Annotated in this window: 15 protein-coding genes and 1 pseudogene; 12 read left to right on the forward strand and 4 right to left on the reverse strand. The window is 49.8% G+C overall.

All coding sequences use genetic code 11. The features are described from left to right. The first annotated feature begins 5 nt into the window (after positions 1 to 5). From BQ8005_RS03935 to BQ8005_RS03975, 9 genes and pseudogenes are all read left to right on the forward strand, one after another. Positions 6 to 779, forward strand: coding sequence for an SDR family NAD(P)-dependent oxidoreductase (locus BQ8005_RS03935; protein ID WP_075317126.1), 774 nt, complete (start codon positions 6 to 8; stop codon positions 777 to 779). A gap of 121 nt (positions 780 to 900) precedes the next feature. After that, on the forward strand, positions 901 to 2,145 hold the full coding sequence (locus BQ8005_RS03940) for a DegT/DnrJ/EryC1/StrS family aminotransferase (RefSeq protein WP_075317127.1): 1,245 nt from the start codon (positions 901 to 903) through the stop codon (positions 2,143 to 2,145). A gap of 34 nt (positions 2,146 to 2,179) precedes the next feature. After that, a complete protein-coding gene (locus BQ8005_RS03945) occupies positions 2,180 to 4,084 on the forward strand; it encodes a polysaccharide biosynthesis protein (RefSeq protein ID WP_075317128.1) in 1,905 nt (634 codons plus the stop codon). Between the two features lie 179 nt (positions 4,085 to 4,263). Then, positions 4,264 to 4,740 (forward strand): Panacea domain-containing protein, encoded by a 477-nt coding sequence (locus BQ8005_RS03950; RefSeq protein WP_021846768.1) that lies wholly within the window; start codon positions 4,264 to 4,266, stop codon positions 4,738 to 4,740. A gap of 5 nt (positions 4,741 to 4,745) precedes the next feature. Next, positions 4,746 to 5,600 (forward strand): hypothetical protein, encoded by an 855-nt coding sequence (locus BQ8005_RS03955; protein ID WP_021846767.1) that lies wholly within the window; start codon positions 4,746 to 4,748, stop codon positions 5,598 to 5,600. A gap of 169 nt (positions 5,601 to 5,769) precedes the next feature. After that, positions 5,770 to 5,961: pseudogene (locus BQ8005_RS17600) on the forward strand (DUF2264 domain-containing protein); the annotation flags it as partial. A 165-nt stretch (positions 5,962 to 6,126) separates the two neighbouring features. Then, positions 6,127 to 7,455 (forward strand): UDP binding domain-containing protein, encoded by a 1,329-nt coding sequence (locus BQ8005_RS03965; protein WP_021846765.1) that lies wholly within the window; start codon positions 6,127 to 6,129, stop codon positions 7,453 to 7,455. A gap of 4 nt (positions 7,456 to 7,459) precedes the next feature. Beyond that, on the forward strand, positions 7,460 to 10,648 hold the full coding sequence (locus tag BQ8005_RS03970) for a UvrD-helicase domain-containing protein (protein ID WP_075317131.1): 3,189 nt from the start codon (positions 7,460 to 7,462) through the stop codon (positions 10,646 to 10,648). 45 nt (positions 10,649 to 10,693) lie between these two features. Beyond that, the gene (locus BQ8005_RS03975; protein ID WP_075317132.1) at positions 10,694 to 13,588 is read left to right on the forward strand and encodes a PD-(D/E)XK nuclease family protein; all 2,895 of its coding nucleotides are present in this window, start codon (positions 10,694 to 10,696) and stop codon (positions 13,586 to 13,588) included. Between the two features lie 6 nt (positions 13,589 to 13,594). Here the strand turns inward: BQ8005_RS03975 and BQ8005_RS03980 are convergent, their stop codons facing one another. Genes BQ8005_RS03980 through BQ8005_RS03990 form a run of 3 tightly spaced genes read right to left on the reverse strand, consistent with a single transcriptional unit; the run spans position 13,595 to position 15,867 of the window. Then, entirely contained in the window at positions 13,595 to 14,158 is a 564-nt protein-coding gene (locus BQ8005_RS03980) for an IbrB-like domain-containing protein (protein ID WP_021846762.1), read from the reverse strand. After that, positions 14,155 to 15,456, reverse strand: coding sequence for a DUF3440 domain-containing protein (locus BQ8005_RS03985; RefSeq protein WP_021846761.1), 1,302 nt, complete (start codon positions 15,454 to 15,456; stop codon positions 14,155 to 14,157). The genes BQ8005_RS03980 and BQ8005_RS03985 overlap by 4 nt, the downstream gene beginning before the upstream one ends. A 12-nt stretch (positions 15,457 to 15,468) precedes the next feature. Beyond that, on the reverse strand, positions 15,469 to 15,867 hold the full coding sequence (locus BQ8005_RS03990) for a GNAT family N-acetyltransferase (protein ID WP_075317133.1): 399 nt from the start codon (positions 15,865 to 15,867) through the stop codon (positions 15,469 to 15,471). Between the two features lie 287 nt (positions 15,868 to 16,154). On the opposite strand from BQ8005_RS03990, the gene BQ8005_RS04000 reads away from it, so the two are divergent. After that, a complete protein-coding gene (locus BQ8005_RS04000; protein ID WP_075317135.1) occupies positions 16,155 to 18,299 on the forward strand; it encodes a Tex family protein in 2,145 nt (714 codons plus the stop codon). Here the strand turns inward: BQ8005_RS04000 and BQ8005_RS04005 are convergent. Next, entirely contained in the window at positions 18,296 to 19,165 is an 870-nt protein-coding gene (locus tag BQ8005_RS04005; RefSeq protein WP_075317136.1) for a CPBP family intramembrane glutamic endopeptidase, read from the reverse strand. The two genes, BQ8005_RS04000 and BQ8005_RS04005, sit on opposite strands and share 4 nt — an antisense overlap. Positions 19,166 to 19,602: 437 nt before the next feature. On the opposite strand from BQ8005_RS04005, the gene BQ8005_RS04010 reads away from it, so the two are divergent. Next, positions 19,603 to 21,120, forward strand: a complete 1,518-nt coding sequence (locus BQ8005_RS04010) for an O-antigen ligase family protein (RefSeq protein ID WP_159436206.1) — start codon at positions 19,603 to 19,605, stop codon at positions 21,118 to 21,120. Between the two features lie 197 nt (positions 21,121 to 21,317). After that, positions 21,318 to 22,262, forward strand: a complete 945-nt coding sequence (locus BQ8005_RS04015; RefSeq protein ID WP_075317138.1) for a hypothetical protein — start codon at positions 21,318 to 21,320, stop codon at positions 22,260 to 22,262. The last annotated feature ends 8 nt before the right edge of the window (positions 22,263 to 22,270 follow it).

Genomic DNA, 22,270 nt, shown 5'->3' on the forward strand with positions numbered 1-22,270 from the left:
ATGGTATGAGCGAGAAAAAATTATTAGGTAAAGTCATCGTTATCTCCGGAGGAACTAAAGGAGTTGGTCGTGCAGCGGCCGAAGAATTTGCACGCCAAGGAGCTAAAGTTGTAATTGGCGGTCGCGACGAAGAATCTGCTCTTAAATCAATCAGATTAATGCGTACCTATGGAACAGATGGTTTATTTGTACATACTGATCTAGAAAATGTAGAAGACTGCAAAAAATTAATGGACGAAGCCTACAACAAGTTCGGGAAAATTGACGGTTTCTTCAACTATGCAGGTATAACTCCTGTATCACCTCTAGACACATGCGATGAATACACTTTTGATAAAGTAATGGACATCAACTTTAAAGCATGTTTTTTCTGCTGTCAGCAGGCTATCAAGTACATGCGCATGAATGGTGGAGGATCCATTGTTCTTACCGGTTCGGCACATGCATGGGGAGGAGAAAAGGATCGCTGTGCTTACGCATGTTCAAAAGGTGTACTTCGTATTCTGATGGAACATCTGTCACATCAATATGCTAGCGAGCATATTCGCTGTAATTACTTAACGCTAGGATGGACTCCAACCGAAGGAGAAGTAGCTCTTCGCATCTCACAAGGTGAAACCGAGGCTCACCTTCGTGAACGTGCAGGTGCCTATCTGCCAATGGGAAGAATGTGTGAAAAGACTGATTATCTGGACGGTCTTGTATATATGATGTCAGACGGTAGTTCGATGATGACAGGTAGCGTATTCAGAATTACTGCCGGTGAGTATATTGGATAGGAAAACAAACAAAATTATAAGAACGCTATATCGTTCTATTTTTTCTATTACTAGTACAATATATTAAATTATAAACTTTATTCTTAATCGGGGCTATAACTTACTACAAATTCGTATATTTATGAATAAGAAACGTATTTATCTTTGTCTGGCTCACATGAGCGGCAATGAAATGAAGTATATCCAAGAGGCTTTCGACACGAACTGGGTGGTGCCTCTGGGGCCAAACGTAAATGGATTTGAAGCGGACTTGAAGGCGTTTGCCGGAGAGAACAAGGAAGTAGTAGCATTATCAGCCGGTACGGCAGCAGTACACCTGGCCTTATTGGCCTGTGGCGTAAAGCCGGGAGACGAGGTGTTGGTACAGACGTTCACGTTCTGTGCATCATCGCACCCAGTGACGTACCTGGGTGCTACGCCGGTATTTGTGGATTCGGAAGCGGACACATGGAACATGGACCCGCAACTGCTGGAAACCGCCATCAAAGACCGTATGGAGAAGACGGGACGGAAACCGAAGGCTATTGTTCCGGTATATCTCTACGGTATGCCTGCGAAGATTGATGAAATCCTGGCGGTGGCGGAGAAATATGACATCCCCGTCATCGAAGATGCTGCGGAAGGACTGGGAAGCCGCTACGACGGAAGGGTATGCGGTACGTTCGGACGATACGGGGTGCTGTCGTTCAACGGGAACAAGATGATCACGACCTCGGGAGGCGGAGCACTGATTTGCCCGGACGAGGCAGCCAAGCAGAAAATCATGTTCTACGCCACGCAGGCTCGCGAGTCGTATCCGTACTACCAGCATGAAGAGATCGGGTACAACTACCGCATGAGCAACATCTGTGCGGGTATCGGACGCGGACAGATGACGGTACTGAACGAACACATCGCCCATCACCAGCACATCGCCAAGCTATATAAGGAACTGCTGGCTGACGTGAAGGGCATCACACTGCACGAAAATCCGTCATCTCGCTACGACAGCAACTACTGGCTGAACACAATTCTACTGGACGAGGACTTGAAGGTGAAAGGGGAAGAGCGGGCGTATGCGGCAGCCATACAGGGAGCCGTAGGAGGCGCGGCAGGCGTGACACACGAGGCAAAAACACTACATACGGACTGCGAACCGAACCGCAACGTGGAAGCCATGCGCATGGCACTGGACGAAGCAGGCATTGAAAGCCGTCCGCTATGGAAGCCGATGCACAAGCAACCAGTGTACCGGAACAATCCGTGCTACGTGAACGGAGTGAGCGAAGCGCTGTTCAAGCGGGGACTGTGCCTACCCAGCGGACCCTGTGTGACGGACGAAGACGTGCGCTACATTGTAGAGCAGATCAAGGCTTGCCTGCAATAAAAAGGAAAAAAGAACTAAACTAAGAAACTATAACATGAAAAAATTTGTCAGAAGGTATTTATCGGTCAATGTATTGCCCATCTGGATGATACTGGCCATGGACGTGGTGATGATAGGACTCTCCCTCCTATTGGCATACGCGCTGCGATATGACTTCAGCAGCCGGGTGCTGGACTCAGCCACGATGTGGAGAACCATGGGGCTAACGATGGTAGTGAGCCTGGTGATCTTCAAGATGTTCCGCACGTATTCGAGCGTATTGAGACTGTCGTCGTTCGTGGATATCGCACGAATCTTTGTGGCCTTGTTTGTGTCGTACACGGCAGTGGCTCTGGCATGTATGGTGGCTCCGCTGGTAACAGATATCAGATTGGCTCCGGTGAACGTGATACTGATGGCGTTCATCATCAACTTTGCCCTGATGGCCAGCTCGAGGGTGATCGTGAAAATGATGTTTGAAACAATAAAGGCGGGAGGCTCGTCGCAGACAAACATCTTCATCTACGGCGCCAAGGAAGCCGGTGTGAACATAGCGAAATCGCTGAGGGTGTCGATGAGAGAACGATACCGGCTGAGAGGCTTCATCGCTGACGAACCGGACCTGTATGACAAGTTGATCATGGGGGTACGGGTATTCCCGAACGACGAAAACCTGTTTGACATCCTGGCACAGAAGGGAGTGAAGACGATTATCGTTTCGCCCGCCAAACGGAACGAACTGAAAAAGGAGGAGAACCTGGATCGCTTCCTGAAACATAACATCAAGCTGCTGACAGCCCCACCCCTGAACGAATGGAACCAGCGGGGACTGGAAAGCGGGGACATCAAGGAAATACAGATAGAGGATCTGCTGCAAAGGGACCCGATACAGATAGACATACGGAAGGTGGCTTCGCACCTGGAAGGGAAACGGGTGATGATAACGGGAGCGGCAGGATCGATAGGCAGCGAAATCATGCGACAGGTGGCTACGTTCAACCCGTACAAGCTGATACTGGTGGACCAGGCAGAAACGCCGCTGCACGACATCCGGCTGGAACTGATGGACAAATGGCGTAACCTGGACGCGGAAACCATCGTGGCAGACATCGCCAACCAGACACGTATGGAGGCTATCTTCGAGGAATTCAGACCGCAATACATCTTCCACGCAGCGGCGTACAAGCACGTGCCGATGATGGAGGACAACGTATCGGAATCAATCCAGACGAACGTGGCAGGAACGCGCATCCTGGCGGATCTGGCAGTGAAATATAAGGCGGAGAAGTTTGTGATGATCTCGACGGACAAGGCGGTGAACCCGACAAACGTGATGGGATGTTCGAAACGTATCTGCGAAATCTACGTGCAGAGTCTGGCGAAGAAACTGCAGAAGGAAGGGGGACACGTGACACAGTTTATCACGACACGCTTCGGAAACGTGCTGGGATCGAACGGATCGGTGATTCCACGATTCAAGGAGCAGATCAGACGCGGGGGGCCGGTGACAGTGACACATCCGGAGATAATCCGCTACTTCATGACCATCCCCGAAGCCTGCCGACTGGTACTGGAAGCGGGAAGCATGGGCAATGGCGGAGAAATCTACATCTTCGACATGGGCAAACCGGTGAAGATTGTGGACCTGGCCAAACGCATGATCAGCCTTTCGGGACGTACGGACGTGAAAATTGAGTTCACGGGCCTGCGCCACGGAGAAAAGCTGTACGAGGAACTGCTGAACGTGAAGGAGCTGACAAAGCCTACCTATCACGAGAAAATCATGATAGCGACGGTGAGAGAATATGACTACGACGAGGTGAAAGACCGCATACAGCACCTGATAGACGTGAGCTACTCGTACGACCAGATGAAAATCGTAGCAGCCATGAAAGACCTGGTACCGGAATTTATCAGCAAGAATTCTTGCTTCGAGGCACTGGACAAGAAAGAAGAATAAAATTCAAGTTATGAAAACAGGGAACTCCCGGCAGACTGTAAAAGGTTTGTTGGGAGTTTCTATTTTCGGGAGAAGCCGAAAAGGTCATGAAGGGTAAAACGCAGAAAAGCAAGATTTCACTTTTATATTTCTCCCATTCTTCGTATATTTGTTCTCAGAATAACCAGTCGGAGAAAATTATGGAGAAAGTGACAACAATAGCATCGTATATTTATCAGCGATACCAACAGGACTACGGCAAACGCATGGATGAGATGAAGTTGCACAAACTTCTGTATTTTGTCCAGCGGGAAGCGATTATACAAACGGATGAACCGATGTTCAAGGAACAGTTTGAGGCGTGGAAATATGGACCTGTAATGGTAGAGATAAGACGTATGTATAAAGATGGTTGCCTTACAGAGAAATTACCCCAAACATACATTGAAAAATACAAAAGCGTCTTTGACATGGTATTCTCTACTTATGCACAAAAGGATTCATGGAGTCTGAGCAGCATCACGCATGGAGAATACAGCTGGGGACAGGCGCGAAAAGGTATCCACGAAGACGAGAACTGCGACAAACTGATTGACACTGATGATATCAGAAAGGATGCGGAAAGAGTAAAAATCCGTAGGTTCCTCTACAAAAAGCTCAATTGTCCAACTGTATAACGGATATGAAAATAACCGAGCAACAAAAAGAAGCCATCTTCTCGCTCACGTGTGAACGCTTGTCCACTAACGAGGATAATTTACGTTGCGTAGTAGATTTTTCCAATCGGAATGAAAATCTGGTACGCACACTTCAAAACGAAGCATTCGAAGAAGATGAGAAAGGGAATATTGCATATTATGTAATCAAGCATCCAAACGGGAATATACTCTTCTACTTTTCACTAAAATGCGGTTCGCTTTATGAAAGTATCAGAGGAATGGACTCGCTGCAAAAAGCTCGCGAACTTTACAATTCAGTGATCGAACTAAAAGATGATCCAGAGCTAAGCGACAGTGACAAAATTCTGTTCGACTCAATCATTGAACGGATCAGGACAGGCAAAGGATTGATAAAAAACGAACTAGCACAAATATCCTACACGAAGAAAAACCAAATCATAAAAGAACTGGAACATCAGTCTGAAGATGACTTGAAAAGAGTAGGTAAAACATTTGCAGGAGTAGAAATCGTACACTTCTGTGCCAACGAAAATCATCGAAATGATTGGAGTAGCCTCAAGACTGATCAAAAAATGGGAGTCGTAATATTTTGGAGTTTTATTGTACCCAAAATACAAGAAGTGATAAAACACATCGGATGTGAATATATATACCTTTTTGCCGCGGATACGACTCCTGACGAAAATCTAGTCAACTACTACAAAGCTTTTCTGGGATTCGAGAATACGAATGATTATGGAACTACTATATCATTATATGACTATGGATGCAAATTCATGTATCAAAAGACTGAATTCCTAACGAAAAAACAAATGGATTTCTTCGATAATTTCAACCGTGACGAAGATGCTGTGTAAAACAAGCTCTATCAGAAAAACCTCACAGTCAACTTAAAAACGGTTTTCCTTATGTATTTACTTTAAATCGTAATTTGGCATGAATCTGAAAAAAATGATTGCCGTATGTGCGGCACTGGCAGTGACGGTGGTGACGGCATCGGCACGAGACAAGAAACAACCAACGGGAATGGAAGACAGACAGATGTGGGTGAACACACTGGTGAAAATAGCGGATCCGGTACTGAGCAACCTGGCGAACAATACGCTGCGGGAAAACATGCCGCAGGAGTCGCTGGACACGAAGAGGGTACACCGATTTTCGCACCTGGAAGTGGTGGGACGCACGCTGTGTGGCATAGCGCCCTGGCTGGAGCTGGGACTGCCGGCAACGGATCCGTTCTGGACGGAGCCTTTCACTCCCTGGACGGGCCTGAAGGCATGGAACGGCGAGGACGTGATGGCAGACAATGCGATCGGTGACTGACAGAGGTTCGGCAAAAATGTGTATCTTTGTATTCAAGAAGGAAAAACAACAATGAAAGATATGAAAGACTATAGAATAGCCGTGGCCGGAACGGGCTACGTGGGACTGTCGATCGCAACGCTGCTGGCACAGCATCACCAGGTGAAGGCGGTGGACGTGATTCCGGAAAAGGTGGAGAAGATAAACAAACGGATCAGCCCGATACAGGACGAGTATATCGAGAAGTATCTGGCGGAAAAGGAACTGAACCTGACGGCTACGCTGGACGGACGTGAGGCTTACCGGGACGCGGACTTCGTGGTGATAGCGGCTCCGACGAACTATGACCCGGTGAAGAACTACTTCGACACAAGCCACGTGGAAGAGGTGATAGACCTGGTGCTGGAGGTGAACCCGGACGCGACGATGGTGATCAAGAGTACGATTCCGGTGGGATACTGCCGGAGCCTGTACGTGAAGTATGCACGGGTGTTCAAGAACTCCCCTGCCCTACAGGGAAAGACGTTCAACCTGTTGTTCTCGCCGGAATTCCTCAGGGAGAGCAAGGCGCTGTATGACAACCTGTATCCGAGCCGGATCATCGTGGGCTATCCGAAGCTGATCGAGGGACTGGACGAGGAGAACGAGGCCATCCGCACCATTGCCGGCAAGAACCTGGAGGAGAAGGCACGGGAGTTTGCAGCCCTGCTGCAGGAAGGTGCCATCAAGGAGAACGTGGACACGCTGTTCATGGGCCTGAAGGAGGCGGAGGCGGTGAAGCTGTTCGCCAACACGTACCTGGCCCTGCGCGTGAGCTACTTCAACGAGCTGGACACGTATGCGGAGGTGAAGGGACTGGACACGAAGGCCATCATCGACGGCATCTGCCTGGACCCGCGCATCGGGACGCACTACAACAACCCAAGCTTCGGCTACGGGGGATACTGCCTGCCGAAAGACACGAAGCAACTGCTGGCCAACTATCGGGACGTGCCGGAGAACCTGATACACGCCATCGTGGAGAGCAACCGGACACGCAAGGACTTCATCGCGGACCAGGTGCTGCACAAGGCGGGGTATTACGACTACTACAACCGGGGGGACTATAACCCGGCGGAGGAACGGACGTGTACGATCGGGGTGTACCGACTGACCATGAAATCGAACAGCGACAACTTCCGGCAAAGCTCGATCCAGGGAGTGATGAAGCGCATCAAGGCGAAGGGAGCGACGGTGATCATCTACGAACCGACGCTGGAGAACGGGACGACGTTCTTCGGATCGGTGGTGGTGAACGATCTGGAAGCCTTCAAACGGCAATCGAACGCCATCATTGCGAACCGCTACGACGCATGTCTGGACGACGTGAGAGGAAAGGTATATACGAGGGACCTGTTTAATAGGGACTGAGTATATGGAGCTACTGGTCTACAAAGCATCGGCAGGGTCGGGAAAGACGTTTACACTGGCCGTAGAATATATCAAGCACCTGATTGAGAATCCCAGGGCGTACCGGCAGATTCTGGCGGTGACCTTCACGAACAAGGCTACGGCGGAGATGAAGGAACGCATCGTGCAGCAGCTGTACGGCATCTGGAAGGGAGACCGGGACTCGGAAGCGTACCTGAATCGCATCCGGGAGGACCTGAAGGAAGACATGGACACGGAGGAGCTGAGGAAAAGGGCCGGCATGGCCCTGCAGTACATGCTGCATGACTACAGCCGCTTCCGGGTGGAGACGATCGACTCGTTCTTCCAGTCGGTGATGAGAAACCTGGCAAGGGAACTGGAACTGACTCCCAACCTGAACATCGAACTGAACAACACGGAGGTGCTGGACGAAGCGGTAGACAGTCTGATAGAGAAACTGACGCCGGACGCTCCGGTCATGGGTTGGCTGCTGGACTACATCAACGAACGCATCGCGGACGACAAGCGATGGAACGTATCGGACGAAATAAAGAGCTTCGGACGGAACATCTTCGACGAAAGCTACCTGGAGAAAGGCGGACTGCTGAGAGAATGCCTGAAGGAGCCGCAGCTGATGAAGCTGTACAAAGAGGCGCTGAAGGAGCTGGAAACGGAAGCGCTGGAGCAGATGAAGGCCTTCAACGACCAGTTTGAAGGAGAGCTGGAGGGATACGGACTGGCTCCGGAAGACCTGAAGAACGGCTCGAGAGGCATCGGGAGCTACTTCCGCAAACTGAGGGACGGACGACTGAGCGACAAGGACGTGGTGAACGCAACGCTACAGGGATGTCTGGCCAACGCGGACAACTGGAGCACGAAGTCGTCGAAGCAACGGAAAGAAATCACGGCACTGGCGGAACGCAGCCTGATGCCGCTGCTGCAGGAAGCGGAACGCATGAGGCCGCAACGGTGCCGGACGGTGAACAGCTGCCGCCTGACACGCCAGCACCTGAACAAACTGCAACTGCTGAACCACATAGACGAGGAGGTGAAGACGCTGAACAGGGAGCAGAACCGCTTCCTGCTGTCGGACACGAACGCCCTGCTGCACCGGCTGGTGAGGGAGGGAGACTCGTCGTTCGTCTTTGAAAAGATAGGAGCCAGCATCCGGAACGTGATGATCGACGAATTCCAGGACACGAGCCGGATGCAATGGGACAACTTCCGCCTGCTGTTGCTGGAAGGACTGGCCCAAGGGGAAGACAGCCTCATCGTGGGCGACGTGAAACAGTCGATCTACCGCTGGCGAAACGGTGACTGGAGAATCCTGAACGGACTGAAGAAAAGCCTGGGACACTTCCCCATACGACTGGAGACACTGAAGGTGAACCGACGAAGCGAGGCAAACGTGACGGACTTCAACAACCGGGTATTCAGAGAGGTGGTGGACTACCTGAACAGCCTGCACCTGGCTGAACTGAAAACGGAATGCAGGGAGCTGAAGGAAGCGTACGAGGACGTGGAACAGGAGTCGGCCAAGGAGAAGGCACGGGGATACGTGCGGGTGGAATTTCTGGAACCGGACGAGGAAAGGGACTACACGGAAGCTACCTTGCAGGCGCTGGGCGAAGCGGTGGAGGAACTGCTGGCCGAAGGTGTGAAACTGAACGACATGGCTATTCTGGTGCGCAAGAACAAGAATATCGCACCGATTGCAGACTACTTCGACCGGGAGCTGAAGGTGCCGGTCGTATCGGACGAGGCATTCCGGCTGGACGCCTCGCAAGCGGTGTGCATGCTGGTGGACGCCCTGCGCTACCTGTCGGACGCGACGGACGGGGTAGCACTGGCTTCGCTGGTGATGAACTACCGCACGGGGGTGAAGGAGCAGGAAGGAAATACGGACAATCTGCTGGCCGGAGACATGGAAAAACTGCTGCCGGAAGGACTGACTACACGGCGGGAGGAACTGAGGCTGATGCCTCTGTACGAACTGCTGGAGGAGTTGTTCGGCCTGCTGGAAGTGAAACAGCTGGAGAAGCAGGACGCTTATCTCTTTGCCTTCTTCGACGCGGTGACGGACTACCTGCAGAACCACTCGTCGGACCTGGACGGATTTCTGCACTACTGGGACGAGAATCTGTGCATGAAGACCATCCCGAGCGGAGAGCTGGAAGGCATCCGCATCTTGTCTATCCACAAGTCGAAAGGACTGGAATTCCACACGGTGCTGATCCCCTTCTGCGACTGGAAAACGGAAAACGAAACGAACAACCAACTGGTGTGGTGCTCGCCGAAAGAGAAGCCCTACAACGGACTGGGACTGGTACCGGTGAACTATTCGCCCCTGATGGCAGAATCGGTGTATCGGGAAGATTACCTGGAAGAGCGGCTGCAGTTGTGGGTGGACAACCTGAACCTGCTGTACGTGGCCTTTACGCGTGCGGGAAAGAACCTGCTGGTGTGGAGCCGGAAGGGGCAGCGGGGAACCATGGCGGAACTGCTGGGCTATGCCCTACCCCGCCTGGCCGAAGGAGGACACGGCACATGGGACGAAGAGGACGGACGGTATGAACGGGGAGCCTTGTGTGCCTCGGAAGAAAAAGAAGAAAAACAGACTGCTAACCGGCTGGCACAAAAAGCTACGAAAAGGCCGGTAGCCATGGAAAGCCTGAAACACGAAATAGAGTTCAGGCAGTCCAACCGTTCGGCAGACTTCATAGCGGGCGTGGACGAAGAGGAGTCGGAACAGCGCTTCATCAACCGCGGACGACTGCTGCATACCCTGTTCTCGGCCATACGGACGGAAGCGGACATCGAGGATGCCATCAGCAGGCTGGTGTTCGAAGGCGTAATAGGACGGCAGGAAACGGAAGACGAAATCAGGGAACTGACGAAACAGGCTTTCGAACTGCCACAGGTGAAGGAATGGTACGACGGGACATGGAGGCTGTTCAACGAATGTGACATCATCTGGAAGGAAAACGGGGAGCTGAGGACCCGACGTCCGGACCGCGTGATGATGAAAGACGGACGGCTGGTGGTGGTAGACTTCAAATTCGGAAAGCCCAGCAAGAAATACAACCGTCAGGTGAAAGACTACATGCAGCTGCTGACGCGCATGGGATATGACCCGAAACAGATGGAAGGCTATCTGTGGTATGTGACGGAAGGAAGGACAGAGAAGGTGTGAGGTATTAATTCTCAATTTTCCATTTTCAATTATCAATTCATAATTATGGAAACATTTCTGCAACTGGTTGCACAGGACCTATATAAGAAAACAGGAAACGACTTGAGCCGGACGGTGGTCGTCTTCCCGAACAAAAGAGCAAGCCTGTTCTTCAACGAACAGCTGGCCGCACAAAGCGACCGTCCGCTGTGGTCGCCAACCTACGTAAGCATCAGCGACCTGTTCCGCCAACTGTCACCCTGGAAAGCGGGAGATCCCATCCGGCTGGTGTGTGAACTCTACCGGGTGTTCCGCGAAGAAACGAAAAGCGAAGAGACACTGGACGACTTCTACTTCTGGGGGGAACTGCTGATCAGTGACTTTGACGACGTAGACAAGAACCTGGTGGACGCAGACCGACTCTTCGGCAACCTGCAGGATCTGAAGAACATCATGGACATCCCCGACTACCTGAGCCAGGAACAGGAGGAGGCAATACAGGAATTCTTCCGAAACTTCTCCATCGAGAAGCGGACGGAACTGAAGGAAAAATTCATCAGCTTGTGGGACAAGCTGGGAGACATCTACCGGCATTACCGCAAACGGCTGGCGGAGCTGGGCATTGCCTACGAGGGCATGATGTACCGTCAGGTGATGGAGGAATTGGACACACAACGGCTGGACTACGACCGCTATGTGTTCGTAGGCTTCAACGTACTGAACCGGGTGGAACAGGCGTTCTTCCTGCGCCTGCAAGAGGCTGGAAAGGCCTGGTTCTACTGGGACTACGACGTGTTCTACACCCGACGTCCGTCCGAAGCCAATCCGCCCTACAAGCACGAAGCCGGCGAGTTTATCCTGCGCAACCTGAAACTGTTTCCGAACCAGCTGCCGGAAAGCTGTCTGGACGTAATGAGCCGGCCCAAGCAGATCCGTTTCCTCTCGGCACCTACGGAAAACGCGCAGGCACGCTTCCTGCCCCAATGGATGAAGGGACTGGAACTGCCGGAGGGAGCACAACAGAAGGAGAATGCCGTGGTGTTGTGCAACGAGGCTATGCTTGTGCCCGTGCTTCACACCCTGCCCGAAGAGGTGAAGGACGTGAACATCACCATGGGTTTCCCCCTGGCACAGACACCAGTGTACAGCTACATCAACGCCCTGACAGAACTCCAGACCGACGGTTACCGGGCAGACAGCGGACGCTACGTCTACGAAGCGGTGATGGCGGTACTGAAGCATCCGTACGTCAGACAGTTGTCGGCCGAAGCTGAAAAGCTGGAACGGAGACTGACAAAAGACAACCGCTTCTATCCCCTGCCCTCGGAACTGAAGGCAGACGCGTTCCTGGAACAGGTGTTCACTCCGCAGAACGGACAGAAAGCCCTCTGTACCTGGCTGACGGAACGGATCAAAGACGTATCGGTCCTGTATCGGAACGAGCCGGAAGAGGAAGGAAAAGACATCTTCGGACAACTGTACCGGGAATCACTCTTCAAAAGCTATACCCTCGTGAACCGCCTGCTGAATCTGCTGGAGACGGGTGAGCTGGAAGGAGTGCGGACAGGTACCCTGAAACGGCTGATGAACCGCCTGCTGACGGCAGCCAACATTCCCTTCCACGGCGAACCGGCTATCGGCATGCAGGTAATGGGCGTACTGGAAACGAGAAACCTGGACTTTAAAAACCTGATTGTGCTGTCGCTCAACGAAGGACAACTGCCCAAGGCGGGAGGCGAATCGTCGTTCATCCCCTACAACCTGCGCAAGGCATTTGGCATGACAACCATCGAACACAAGAATGCCGTGTATGCCTATTACTTCTACCGCCTGATGCAACGGGCGGAGAACGTGACGCTGATGTACAACACATCGACCGACGGACTGAACCGGGGAGAGATGTCGCGCTTCATGCTACAGTTTCTGGTGGAATGGCCGCATGAAATCCGACGGGAGTATCTGGAAGCAGGGCAATCGCCCCAGGCAGAACGGACGATCCGTGTGGAAAAGACCGAAGAAATGGTGGAACGGATGTGTCAACGATACAACGTGGAAAAGCATCCGAAGGCTTTCTTCTCGCCCTCGGCACTGAATACATACCTGGACTGCCGGCTGCGCTTCTACTACCGTTATGTAGCAGGGCTGAAACTGCCCGAAGAGGTAACGGCGGAGATAGACTCGGCCCTGTTCGGCACCATCTTCCACCGTTCGGCAGAACTGGTGTACACCGAACTGACAGAACACGGAAAGGAAATCCGCAAAGAAGACCTGGAACGGCTGCTGAAGAATGAAGTAAAACTACAGGGATACGTGGACCGGGCATTCAAGGAAGAATTCTTCCACGTACCGGAAGAAGAACAACCGGAATACAACGGTACGCAACTGATACACGCACGGGTGATTGCCTCGTACCTGCGGCAGTTGCTGCGCAACGACCTGAACTATGCCCCCTTCAGCATGGAAGGTATGGAACAGGAGGTGAAAGAGGTAATGGAAATAGACACACCAGCCGGAAAACTGAAGATACAGATCGGTGGAACCATCGACCGCATGGACAGCAAGGACGACACCCTGCGCATCGTGGACTACAAGACGGGAGGAGCGCCCAAGACACCGGAAAACATAGCCCAACTGTTCACTCCGGCAGAGGGAAGACCCAACTACATTTTCCAGACATTCCTGTATGCAGCCATCCTTTGCCGCAAACAGGCGAAGAAAGTGGCCCCTGCCCTGCTCTACATCCACCGGGCTGCGCAGGACACTTACTCACCGGTCATCGAAATGGGAGCGGCACGCCAACCGAAACAGCCCGTGAACAACTTCAGCTTCTACGAAGATGAATTCCGCGAAAGGCTTCAGCAACTACTGGAAGAAATATTCAGCCTGCATACGCCATTCGATCAGACAGAACAGACACGGCAGTGTGAATACTGTGACTTCAGGCGTCTGTGCAGGCGATAAAGAACGTCAATCTTCCGAGAAATTGTAGTCGGCCATGCTGGCCTGTTCCTCGGTTTCGATCTTACCGGGAATGCTGAAATCCTTGTCGGCAAAGAGAGCTGCAAGACCGGAAATCTGCTTCAGGCGGAGCACTTCGTCGCGGTCCATACCGATGTTCTTCATAATCCATTCATCCGTCATGCCGATACGGTCGAGCTCGGCCACAATATCGGACATCAGTTCGATGTTGTGGGTACCACGGGCACGATTGTGGCGGATGGTGGAAGCCATTCGGTTGGACATATCCTTGTCGATGACTACCACGGGAAGCAAGCCCTTCTCGCGCTCATAAATGCGCTTGGACGTCTTCAGTACCTGATAGCGGTGGAAACCGTCCACAATGATGTAAACGTCCCGTTCGGAGTCATAATAGCACACACAGGGCATGGTAAATCCGTCTTCCCAGATAGAAAGTTCGAGCAGCTTCATCTCAGGCGGAGCCACGACGTTGGGATTGTAATTGTTGGCCTCCACTTTCTCTACCGGAACGGCCTTGACGGCATAGACAGGACTCATATATTCGTCACTCATAGCATCATATTTTTAAATTCTTCCATTATTTTGTCTCTCTTGTAAGCATCTTCCTTGTTGATGGAAAAACCCATGTATTTGCAGATATGATCATTCTTGAGTATGCAGATACATACCCGCTTGTAGGTAGGAATCTCACGGAACTCACGGATGTTGATATCGTCCAGATACTCCATGCGAACCGGCTTTTTCCGAGTCTTGTAATTGGACTTTCCTCCCACCTCGATGGGGATATTCAGATCGCGGAGTTTCTGGATGGTTTCATCGCTCAGGCAACCTCCTTTCTTCCTCCAGAACTCGATGCTGACCGTCAGCTTGTTCAGGTAATTGCGGCGGGTAGGCTCGGGAAGCGTGGAAAGCAGGAACTGCATGTACGACTTCCAGGTATGTCCTTTCGGAAGATTGACCTTATGACCTGTACCCATGGCCCGTGTGTTGCCGTAGATGCCTGCGAATTGCACACCGTTCACGCGACAGATCATCTTGCCCCATGTATTGGGATCGATGACCTGATAGAGCCTGAGGCTTTCCTGCGCTTCACCCAGGAAAGGACTGGCCACACGCTGGCGTTCGATGTTGATTCCGGCCTTATAATAAAGGTCGTAAAGCTTGTTGTAGTCGAAACCAAATTTTCCGTTAGCTACCCAGATATCGGTCGTCTTCCAGTCGAAAATGGGATAGGCATTGAAGATATCGATGCCGATCTTGGAAGTCCAGCGATAGGTGTGGTACATCTGATACTTGCGGGCCAGGTGAATGCAACGCCAACGGCTGAAACTTTCCTGTGTGCGAATGCCGATCATGTAACAGGAACGCGTAGCCTTTTTCCGTTCATGAAGCCATTGGGCAAAGTGCATCTGAAACTCATAGTCCCACATATTCTCATTATAGAACTCGAAATCTTCCTTGTTATAGCAGCCGGGAGGCTTCTGACGCACCCACAAATCTTTCATTTCATCGTCCCAGGGACGCCAGAAAGCCTGATACATAGACGTACAGGTGGAAACCTTGACAGGGACACAGATGCGGTAAACATCCAGAATGTCCTTGTTGGCCTCCAGCATGCGATTCACATAATCGATGGTTACCGAATACTGAATCTCGTAGTCGATATGGAATACACAGAGCTTTCGCTTCAGATTGTTCCGACGAATATAGTCGATACAAAGGTTGAGCAAGACACCACTGTCCTTTCCACCCGAAAACGACACACAGACGTTGTCAAAATCCTCAAAGACAATCTTCAAGCGTTCTTGTGCCAATTCATATACGTTCTTTCCACATGTACTACTTCCCATACTCCCTCCGTGTTATCCGTTCTTTACCATTTTCACATAGCGCTTCCACACATTCACTTCCTCGAATCCCTGTCGACGAAAGACATCCCGATCTTCCAGAAAGCTGATGGCCGTCAACGTGCACTTCTCTTCTGCCGCAACAGCCATAATCCTTTGCAACAAAGCTTCCAACACCGTTTCGTCACGTCCCTTGATATAGTAATTGTTCATGATCCAACCGCTCTTCCGACGCTCTACCGGAATAAAGCCAACCACCTCTTCCCCATTCACAGCGACAAACCAACGGTAAGCCTGAGTGGTGCGGAAAGGGAAATTATAGTTTTGCTTCAAGACAGCAGGATCCATTACCAAAGGACCAACACATGGATACAGTGCTGCATCCAGTCCTTCAAATTCCAATATCTTATCCATAAAAAACTTTTGATATACTCCTAAACGAGAAAATGCTTATCTACGAGGCTAAGGTAGGATTTTTTCATCCATTTCCCAAAAAATCATATAAAAATAAGCCAATCGAATGTTTTCACTACAAATTTTAACTTTCAGCGGTCTTCAGCCTTTCGAACAGGAAATGGCTGGTTTCGCACAGGGAAAACAGTGCAATCTGCCGCCGAAAACACTGTTTTCGTTTTGTGCTTCTCTACGTTTGAACTATCTTTGCCCACCAATCATTTTATTAAAAAAAGACATCCAATGATATGAACGACCTGTTCCCCCACCTGATAGCCACCTCGCTTGGACTGACAGACAAGCAGGTGCGCCCAACCCTCGCCCTGCTGGACGACGGAGCCACCATCCCCTTCATCAGCCGCTACCGCAAGGAAGCTACCGGCGGACTGGACGAGGTGCAGATAGAAAGCATCCGCGACCGCTACGAGAAACTAAAAGAAACAGAACGCCGAAAGGAAACCATCCTGACGACCATCGAAGCGCAAGGTAAGCTGACCGACGCATTGAAGCAACGTATCGAAAGCACCTGGGACAACACCGAGCTGGAGGACCTCTACCTGCCCTACAAGCCCAAACGAAAGACTCGTGCCGAAATGGCCCGACAGAAAGGCCTCACGCCACTGGCCACCCTACTGATGCTACAAAAGGACCCGGCTCCCGACCGACAGGCAAAGAGTTACGTCAAGGGCGACGTGAAGAGCGTAGAAGAAGCCCTGAAAGGAGCCTGCGACATCATAGCCGAACAGGTGAGCGAAGACGAACGCTCGCGACAGACCGTCCGCACAACCCTCGACCGTCGTGCCGTCATCACCGCCCGCGTGGTGAAGGGGAAAGAAGCCGAAGCAGCCAACTACCGCGACTACTTCGACGTGGCCGACCCATTGAAGCGTTGCAGTTCCCACCGCCTGCTGGCCATGCGCCGTGCCGAGGCGGAAGGCGTGCTCAAGGTGAGTATTACCCCCGACGAGGACGACACCTGCCTGGAGCGTCTCGAACGTCAGTACGTACGGGGCAACAATGCTTGCAGCCACTACGTGGCCGAAGCCGTACAAGATGCCTACAAACGCCTGCTGAAGCCTTCTATCGAAACCGAATTTGCCGCCAGCAGCAAGGAACGGGCCGACGACGAAGCCATCCGCGTCTTTGCCGCCAACCTGCGCCAGCTTCTCCTGGCCTCCCCGCTGGGGCAAAAGCGCGTCATGGGTATCGATCCCGGCTTCCGTACAGGTTGCAAAGTGGTATGTCTCGATGCTCAGGGCAACCTGCTTCACAACGAGAACATCTACCCTCACCCGCCCGTCAGCAAGCCTAAAGAAGCGGCACAGAAGATCCAGAAGATGGTGGAAGCTTACCGCATCGAAGCCATGGCCATCGGCAACGGTACGGCCAGCCGTGAGACGGAAGACTTCCTGAAGCACTTGCGTTTCGATCGCGACATGCAGATATTCGTTGTCAGCGAGCAGGGGGCTTCCATCTATTCGGCCTCCAAGCTGGCCCGTGAAGAATTTCCCGACTACGACGTCACCGTTCGCGGTGCGGTCTCTATCGCCCGCCGCCTCATGGATCCACTGGCCGAACTGGTAAAGATAGACCCGAAGTCCATCGGCGTGGGCCAGTATCAGCACGATGTAGACCAGACGAAACTGAAGAAATCGCTCGACCAGACAGTAGAAAGTTGTGTGAATCTGGTGGGGGTTAATCTGAATACAGCCAGCAGCCACCTGCTGACCTACATATCGGGCCTCGGACCACAGCTGGCGCAAAACATCGTCAGCTATCGTGCCGAGCATGGGCCCTTTGCTTCGCGTCGCGACCTGCTGAAGGTGCCCCGCATGGGCGCCAAAGCTTTCGAACAGTGTGCCGGCTTCCTACGCATTCCCGATGCCAAGAACCCGCTGGACAACACAGCCGTCCATCCTGAAAGCTACGGCATCGTGGAGCAAATGGCCAAAGACCTGGGCTGCACCGTCAGCGAACTGATAGCCGACAAGCAGCTGCGCCTACGCATCCAGCCCGAACGCTACCTGACGGACACTGTCGGCATGCCCACCCTCAAAGATATCCTTCAGGAACTGGACAAGCCCGGACGCGACCCACGAGGCCCTATCAAGGTGTTCGAATTCGATCCGAACGTCCGTACGCTGGACGATCTGCGCGAAGGCATGGAGCTGCCCGGCATCGTAGGCAACATTACCAACTTCGGGGCCTTCGTGGACATCGGCATCAAGGAAAACGGCCTGATACACCTCTCCCAGTTGGCCGACCGCTACATCAGTGATCCCAACGAAGTAGTGTCCATCCATCAGCACGTCAGGGTACGCGTACTGGGCATTGACACCGAACGTAAGCGCATTCAACTGGCCCTGCGCGGCGTATCGCAGGAAGGGCTCTAAGCCTCCTTCCTGCCGCGCCGTTCATAATAAGCGACGATGGCCAGTGTACCGACAACAAGCAGAACGGTGCAGAGCAGCGAGCCTTCGAAACCGAAGCTGCCTCCTGTCAGCAGGTCACTGCCCGTCAAACGGAGGGTCAGCAAAGTTTCGCCGCTGTCCATTCCGCTAACCTCATAACCCAGCACGGGGCCTTGCAGCCAGTTCCAGAACCAGTGCAGCACGACGGGAAAACACAAGTTACGTGTATACAGGAAGGATGCTCCCAGCAGACAACCTGCCAGCAGGATGTTGACAAACGGCAAGAGTGCGAAATTGGGATTGAACAAATGCATGGCTGAGAAAAGAGCCGACGACAAGAACAGCGCCACAAAACGATTCATACCTGCCGAAAGCATTCTTCCCAACACAAAGCCACGCAGCATCACCTCCTCCGTGACGGCTACCAGCAGGAAGAACAGCAATGTTCCCAGCAAGTCACGAGGTACCCACTGTACACTCGCTATTTCAACAGTCCCCATGAGGAGCGATGTACCAAACCCGACGGCATACAGCAACATCGCTACTCCCAATCCAGCCAACAAGTCTTTTCCCCGTCCTTTCAAAGACATTCCCAACAGCGATAAAGGTAGATTGCGCCAACGCAGCACTAATACTGCCGCACTCAGATAACCGACCAGCATCAGCAACCTTTCCAGGAAGAGAGAAGGCAAACTTCCTTCCTGCATCTCCATCCCCGATGCTTTCTGTATCAGGAAAAGAGGAACGCACAAAAACATCGTTATCAACGTCCCTATCACATAAAACAGCAGAATATCCACTACTAATCGGCCGATGTTCTTCCACAACATTTTATTTTTCATTTCCATATCTTTACTAATATTGCTTGAAGGCACACTAATATACCCGCAAAAATACTAATAAAAGAAAAAAGAATATCCATTATCGACAAATCTTCTGCAAGATTTACATCCTCGCCTATATCCCAAGCAATCAGTTCTGTCTATTTTTCTACAATGATAAAATATGATTTATGCTTCCATTTTTTTCGTTCCAACCTTCACTCTATAAATACAAAGGTCAGGACTAGCACCATAGAGTTAAGGATTATACAAAACTAATAAGAACATAATTTAAGCAACCTCTCAAGTACTGTTTTTCAGTGTTTTGAGATTTATCTCAAAAAAAAAGCAAAAACAAGGTTAGGTTTTTCTTTTCAGTTCGTCTTTATAAAGAATACTCATTTTAGTCAATCAACGAGTATGTATACATTTTTATGATACGCAAGCTAATCATAATTATTACGATGGGCGGAACTTTATTCTTTTGTTCAGTACACTTCGTAGACACACAAGTACTCCCCAAATGGATAGTGTTTGCAGTGGGTGGAATGATATGGTCGGTAGTTTCCTGTGCTCATCATCTGGTTCCATTTGATCGATGCGCTCTTCTTCCTCACAAATGTATACATTACGCGATTGTTGGTTTAATTATAATAGAAATTTGCTGGGGAATATGCCAATTACCTGCTCTAATTCAACACGGTATTCCGCTAAAAGGCTCTTTAGACAATCCGGCAGGTTTTGCCGCCAGTCTTTGCGTGGGCTTTCCGTTCTGTCTATGGATGTTGAATAAAGGAAGAGATAGACGCATAATTGGACAAGTAGTCGCATGGGCTGTCATTGCAAGTGTATTACTATCGGCTTCGCGTGCGGGTATACTAAGTTTGTTATTTGTTTATGCCATTTGGAAACGTAGAAATCTTCGTCCCACACGAACCATTCAGCGAATAGGACTTATCAGCATTTTCCTCTGTTCTGTTATAGCTCTTTATCTCGTCAAAAAAGATTCAGCAGACGGACGTATGCTTATCTGGCGTTGTTCTTTGGAAATGATGCTTGACAAGCCCTTGTTCGGTTGGGGCATGAATGGATTCGAAGCACATTATATGGATTATCAGGCTGCTTATTTTAAACGCCATCCAGATAGTAGTTATGTTCAATTGGCTGATACCGTACAATATCCATATAATGAATACCTACAGATAGGCATTTCTTTCGGTATAGTGGGGTTATTGATTGTCATTGCATGGCTGATACGTTTGTTTCGTGTAGCTAAAAAGAACTATTCCTCTGAAAAAGAGTGCGGCATGCTTGTTTGGATATCCGTTTGCGTATTGGGTTTCTTCTCCTATCCATTAATGTATCCGTTTGTTTGGACAGTATTGTTGTATGCAACTTTTTTATTATTAAAAGATACCATAAAGTTTCCATCAACTTTACGTAATGTGGGTGTGGCATGCCTATTGCCTCTAAGCTTTTGGATTGGGAGTCTGATAATACGGCGTGTGAAAGCCGAATTGGCTTGGACTGAAGCAGTGACAGCCTCCGCTGCCAAACAAACCGACCGTGCACTTGAACATTATCAACATGCATATATCGGACTGAAGCATGACCAATACTTTCTTTACAACTACGCGTTTGAGTTAAATCAAATTGGTTTATATGACTCTGGAATTAAAATTGCTAACCAATGCAGGGAACTATGGGCCGATTATGATCTGGAACTTTTGCTGGCCGAAATGAATGAGCAGAGAGGCGAAGACACACAAGCCGAGCTACATTATCGCCAAGCTTCCCTGATGTGTCCCAACCGATTTATCCCATTGTATTGTTTGGTACAAATACTAAATCGAAACGAACGGCAAAATGAAGCAATCTCCTTGGCCCGACAAATTGTAGACAAGCCGGTGAAAATACCTTCTTTTCAAGTGGAATGGATAAAGAAAACAATGAAAGAATATGTGAATAAAAGTGATAATTAACCCGATTGTTGAACCTTGATAATATATATTATGGAACCACCACCAACGGATTCTGTCCACACAGAAATTCTGTAGTCTCGTTAACCTCGACTTGATCTAACAATAGTCAACAAATGAATTTCCTTTAATAGCTACAGAGATAGGAGAATAAGTTACCAGTGATACTTGAATAACCTGCTTTTAAATTAAAACATAGTATGAAAACAACAACTTTATACACATTAGTGATTGTATTCTTTCTTACAGCTTGTCAATCAAGTATAATCGAACCAGAAGAAGTACTGCCTGTTAAAAAAGAGATTTTAACATCACCAATGACATGGCAGGAACAGATAGAGTTTGCCCAACAATACAAAACAAAAACCAAATCAAATATGAACGATTTAAGTTTTATTGGATATCGCAGTTTGGGTGAAATTAAAACAGGAGAACAAATTTCTGTATTTTGGAATAAACTATTTGCGGACGACACCAATGTCGTTACTTATGTAGATGAAAATATGAATAAATTTGAGATTCTTCCCATAAGTAGATTGAAACTTAATAAACCCGAATTGTATATTCAAAACATTAAAAAACTTCTTAAATCACAATTGGACACGATTGTGAAAGTTGGAACTGAATTAATAGAGTTTGAATGGAACTATAAAGGAAAACAGATATTCTCAATTGGAATTATTCATAACAATAAAATAATTTATGATCATATAGGAAGTATGATAATAATTCCTGAAACGAGACCTCAGGCTCCCCAAATAATCTCTATTCCTCCTAAAATAAAAACAAGGTCGGAAGAAGCCGCATTAACAGAAAGGTACTTTTCAATTTCAAATGATGGAGGAACAAATATTTTTGGAGGAGAAGTTTGGAGTTATAGTATTTATTGTAGTTCTATATTTGATTGGAATGGGATTTTTCATGACTGTGCTATGTATGCAAAACATTATGCAAATTTCGGCTGGTCTTGTGATGCAAAGATTCAAACTGTAGATGGAAGAATTGGGGAAACAAATTTTCATCAATTTGCTTGGGGACATGCTCATGCATATTTGTTTTCCGCATCTGTAAGTATTGCTGGTGTTGATGTATATTATTCTCCTAGTGAAAATGGTGGATCAGGAGTTTTAACCCATCGAAAATAAAACAGAAA

It is taken from the genome of Bacteroides togonis (genome assembly GCF_900130135.1).
Taxonomy (GTDB): domain Bacteria; phylum Bacteroidota; class Bacteroidia; order Bacteroidales; family Bacteroidaceae; genus Bacteroides; species Bacteroides pullorum.

Excerpts from the sequence above, each read along its gene's own strand:
- BQ8005_RS03935 (WP_075317126.1), top strand. The coding sequence starts at position 6 with ATGAGCGAGAAAAAATTATTAGGTAAAGTCATCGTTATCTCCGGAGGA.
- BQ8005_RS03940 (WP_075317127.1), top strand. The coding sequence starts at position 901 with ATGAATAAGAAACGTATTTATCTTTGTCTGGCTCACATGAGCGGCAAT.
- BQ8005_RS03945 (WP_075317128.1), top strand. The coding sequence starts at position 2,180 with ATGAAAAAATTTGTCAGAAGGTATTTATCGGTCAATGTATTGCCCATC.
- BQ8005_RS03950 (WP_021846768.1), top strand. The coding sequence starts at position 4,264 with ATGGAGAAAGTGACAACAATAGCATCGTATATTTATCAGCGATACCAA.
- BQ8005_RS03955 (WP_021846767.1), top strand. The coding sequence starts at position 4,746 with ATGAAAATAACCGAGCAACAAAAAGAAGCCATCTTCTCGCTCACGTGT.
- BQ8005_RS03965 (WP_021846765.1), top strand. The coding sequence starts at position 6,127 with ATGAAAGACTATAGAATAGCCGTGGCCGGAACGGGCTACGTGGGACTG.
- BQ8005_RS03970 (WP_075317131.1), top strand. The coding sequence starts at position 7,460 with ATGGAGCTACTGGTCTACAAAGCATCGGCAGGGTCGGGAAAGACGTTT.
- BQ8005_RS03975 (WP_075317132.1), top strand. The coding sequence starts at position 10,694 with ATGGAAACATTTCTGCAACTGGTTGCACAGGACCTATATAAGAAAACA.
- BQ8005_RS03980 (WP_021846762.1), bottom strand. The coding sequence starts at position 14,158 with ATGAGTGACGAATATATGAGTCCTGTCTATGCCGTCAAGGCCGTTCCG.
- BQ8005_RS03985 (WP_021846761.1), bottom strand. The coding sequence starts at position 15,456 with ATGGGAAGTAGTACATGTGGAAAGAACGTATATGAATTGGCACAAGAA.
- BQ8005_RS03990 (WP_075317133.1), bottom strand. The coding sequence starts at position 15,867 with ATGGATAAGATATTGGAATTTGAAGGACTGGATGCAGCACTGTATCCA.
- BQ8005_RS04000 (WP_075317135.1), top strand. The coding sequence starts at position 16,155 with ATGAACGACCTGTTCCCCCACCTGATAGCCACCTCGCTTGGACTGACA.
- BQ8005_RS04005 (WP_075317136.1), bottom strand. The coding sequence starts at position 19,165 with ATGGAAATGAAAAATAAAATGTTGTGGAAGAACATCGGCCGATTAGTA.
- BQ8005_RS04010 (WP_159436206.1), top strand. The coding sequence starts at position 19,603 with ATGGGCGGAACTTTATTCTTTTGTTCAGTACACTTCGTAGACACACAA.
- BQ8005_RS04015 (WP_075317138.1), top strand. The coding sequence starts at position 21,318 with ATGAAAACAACAACTTTATACACATTAGTGATTGTATTCTTTCTTACA.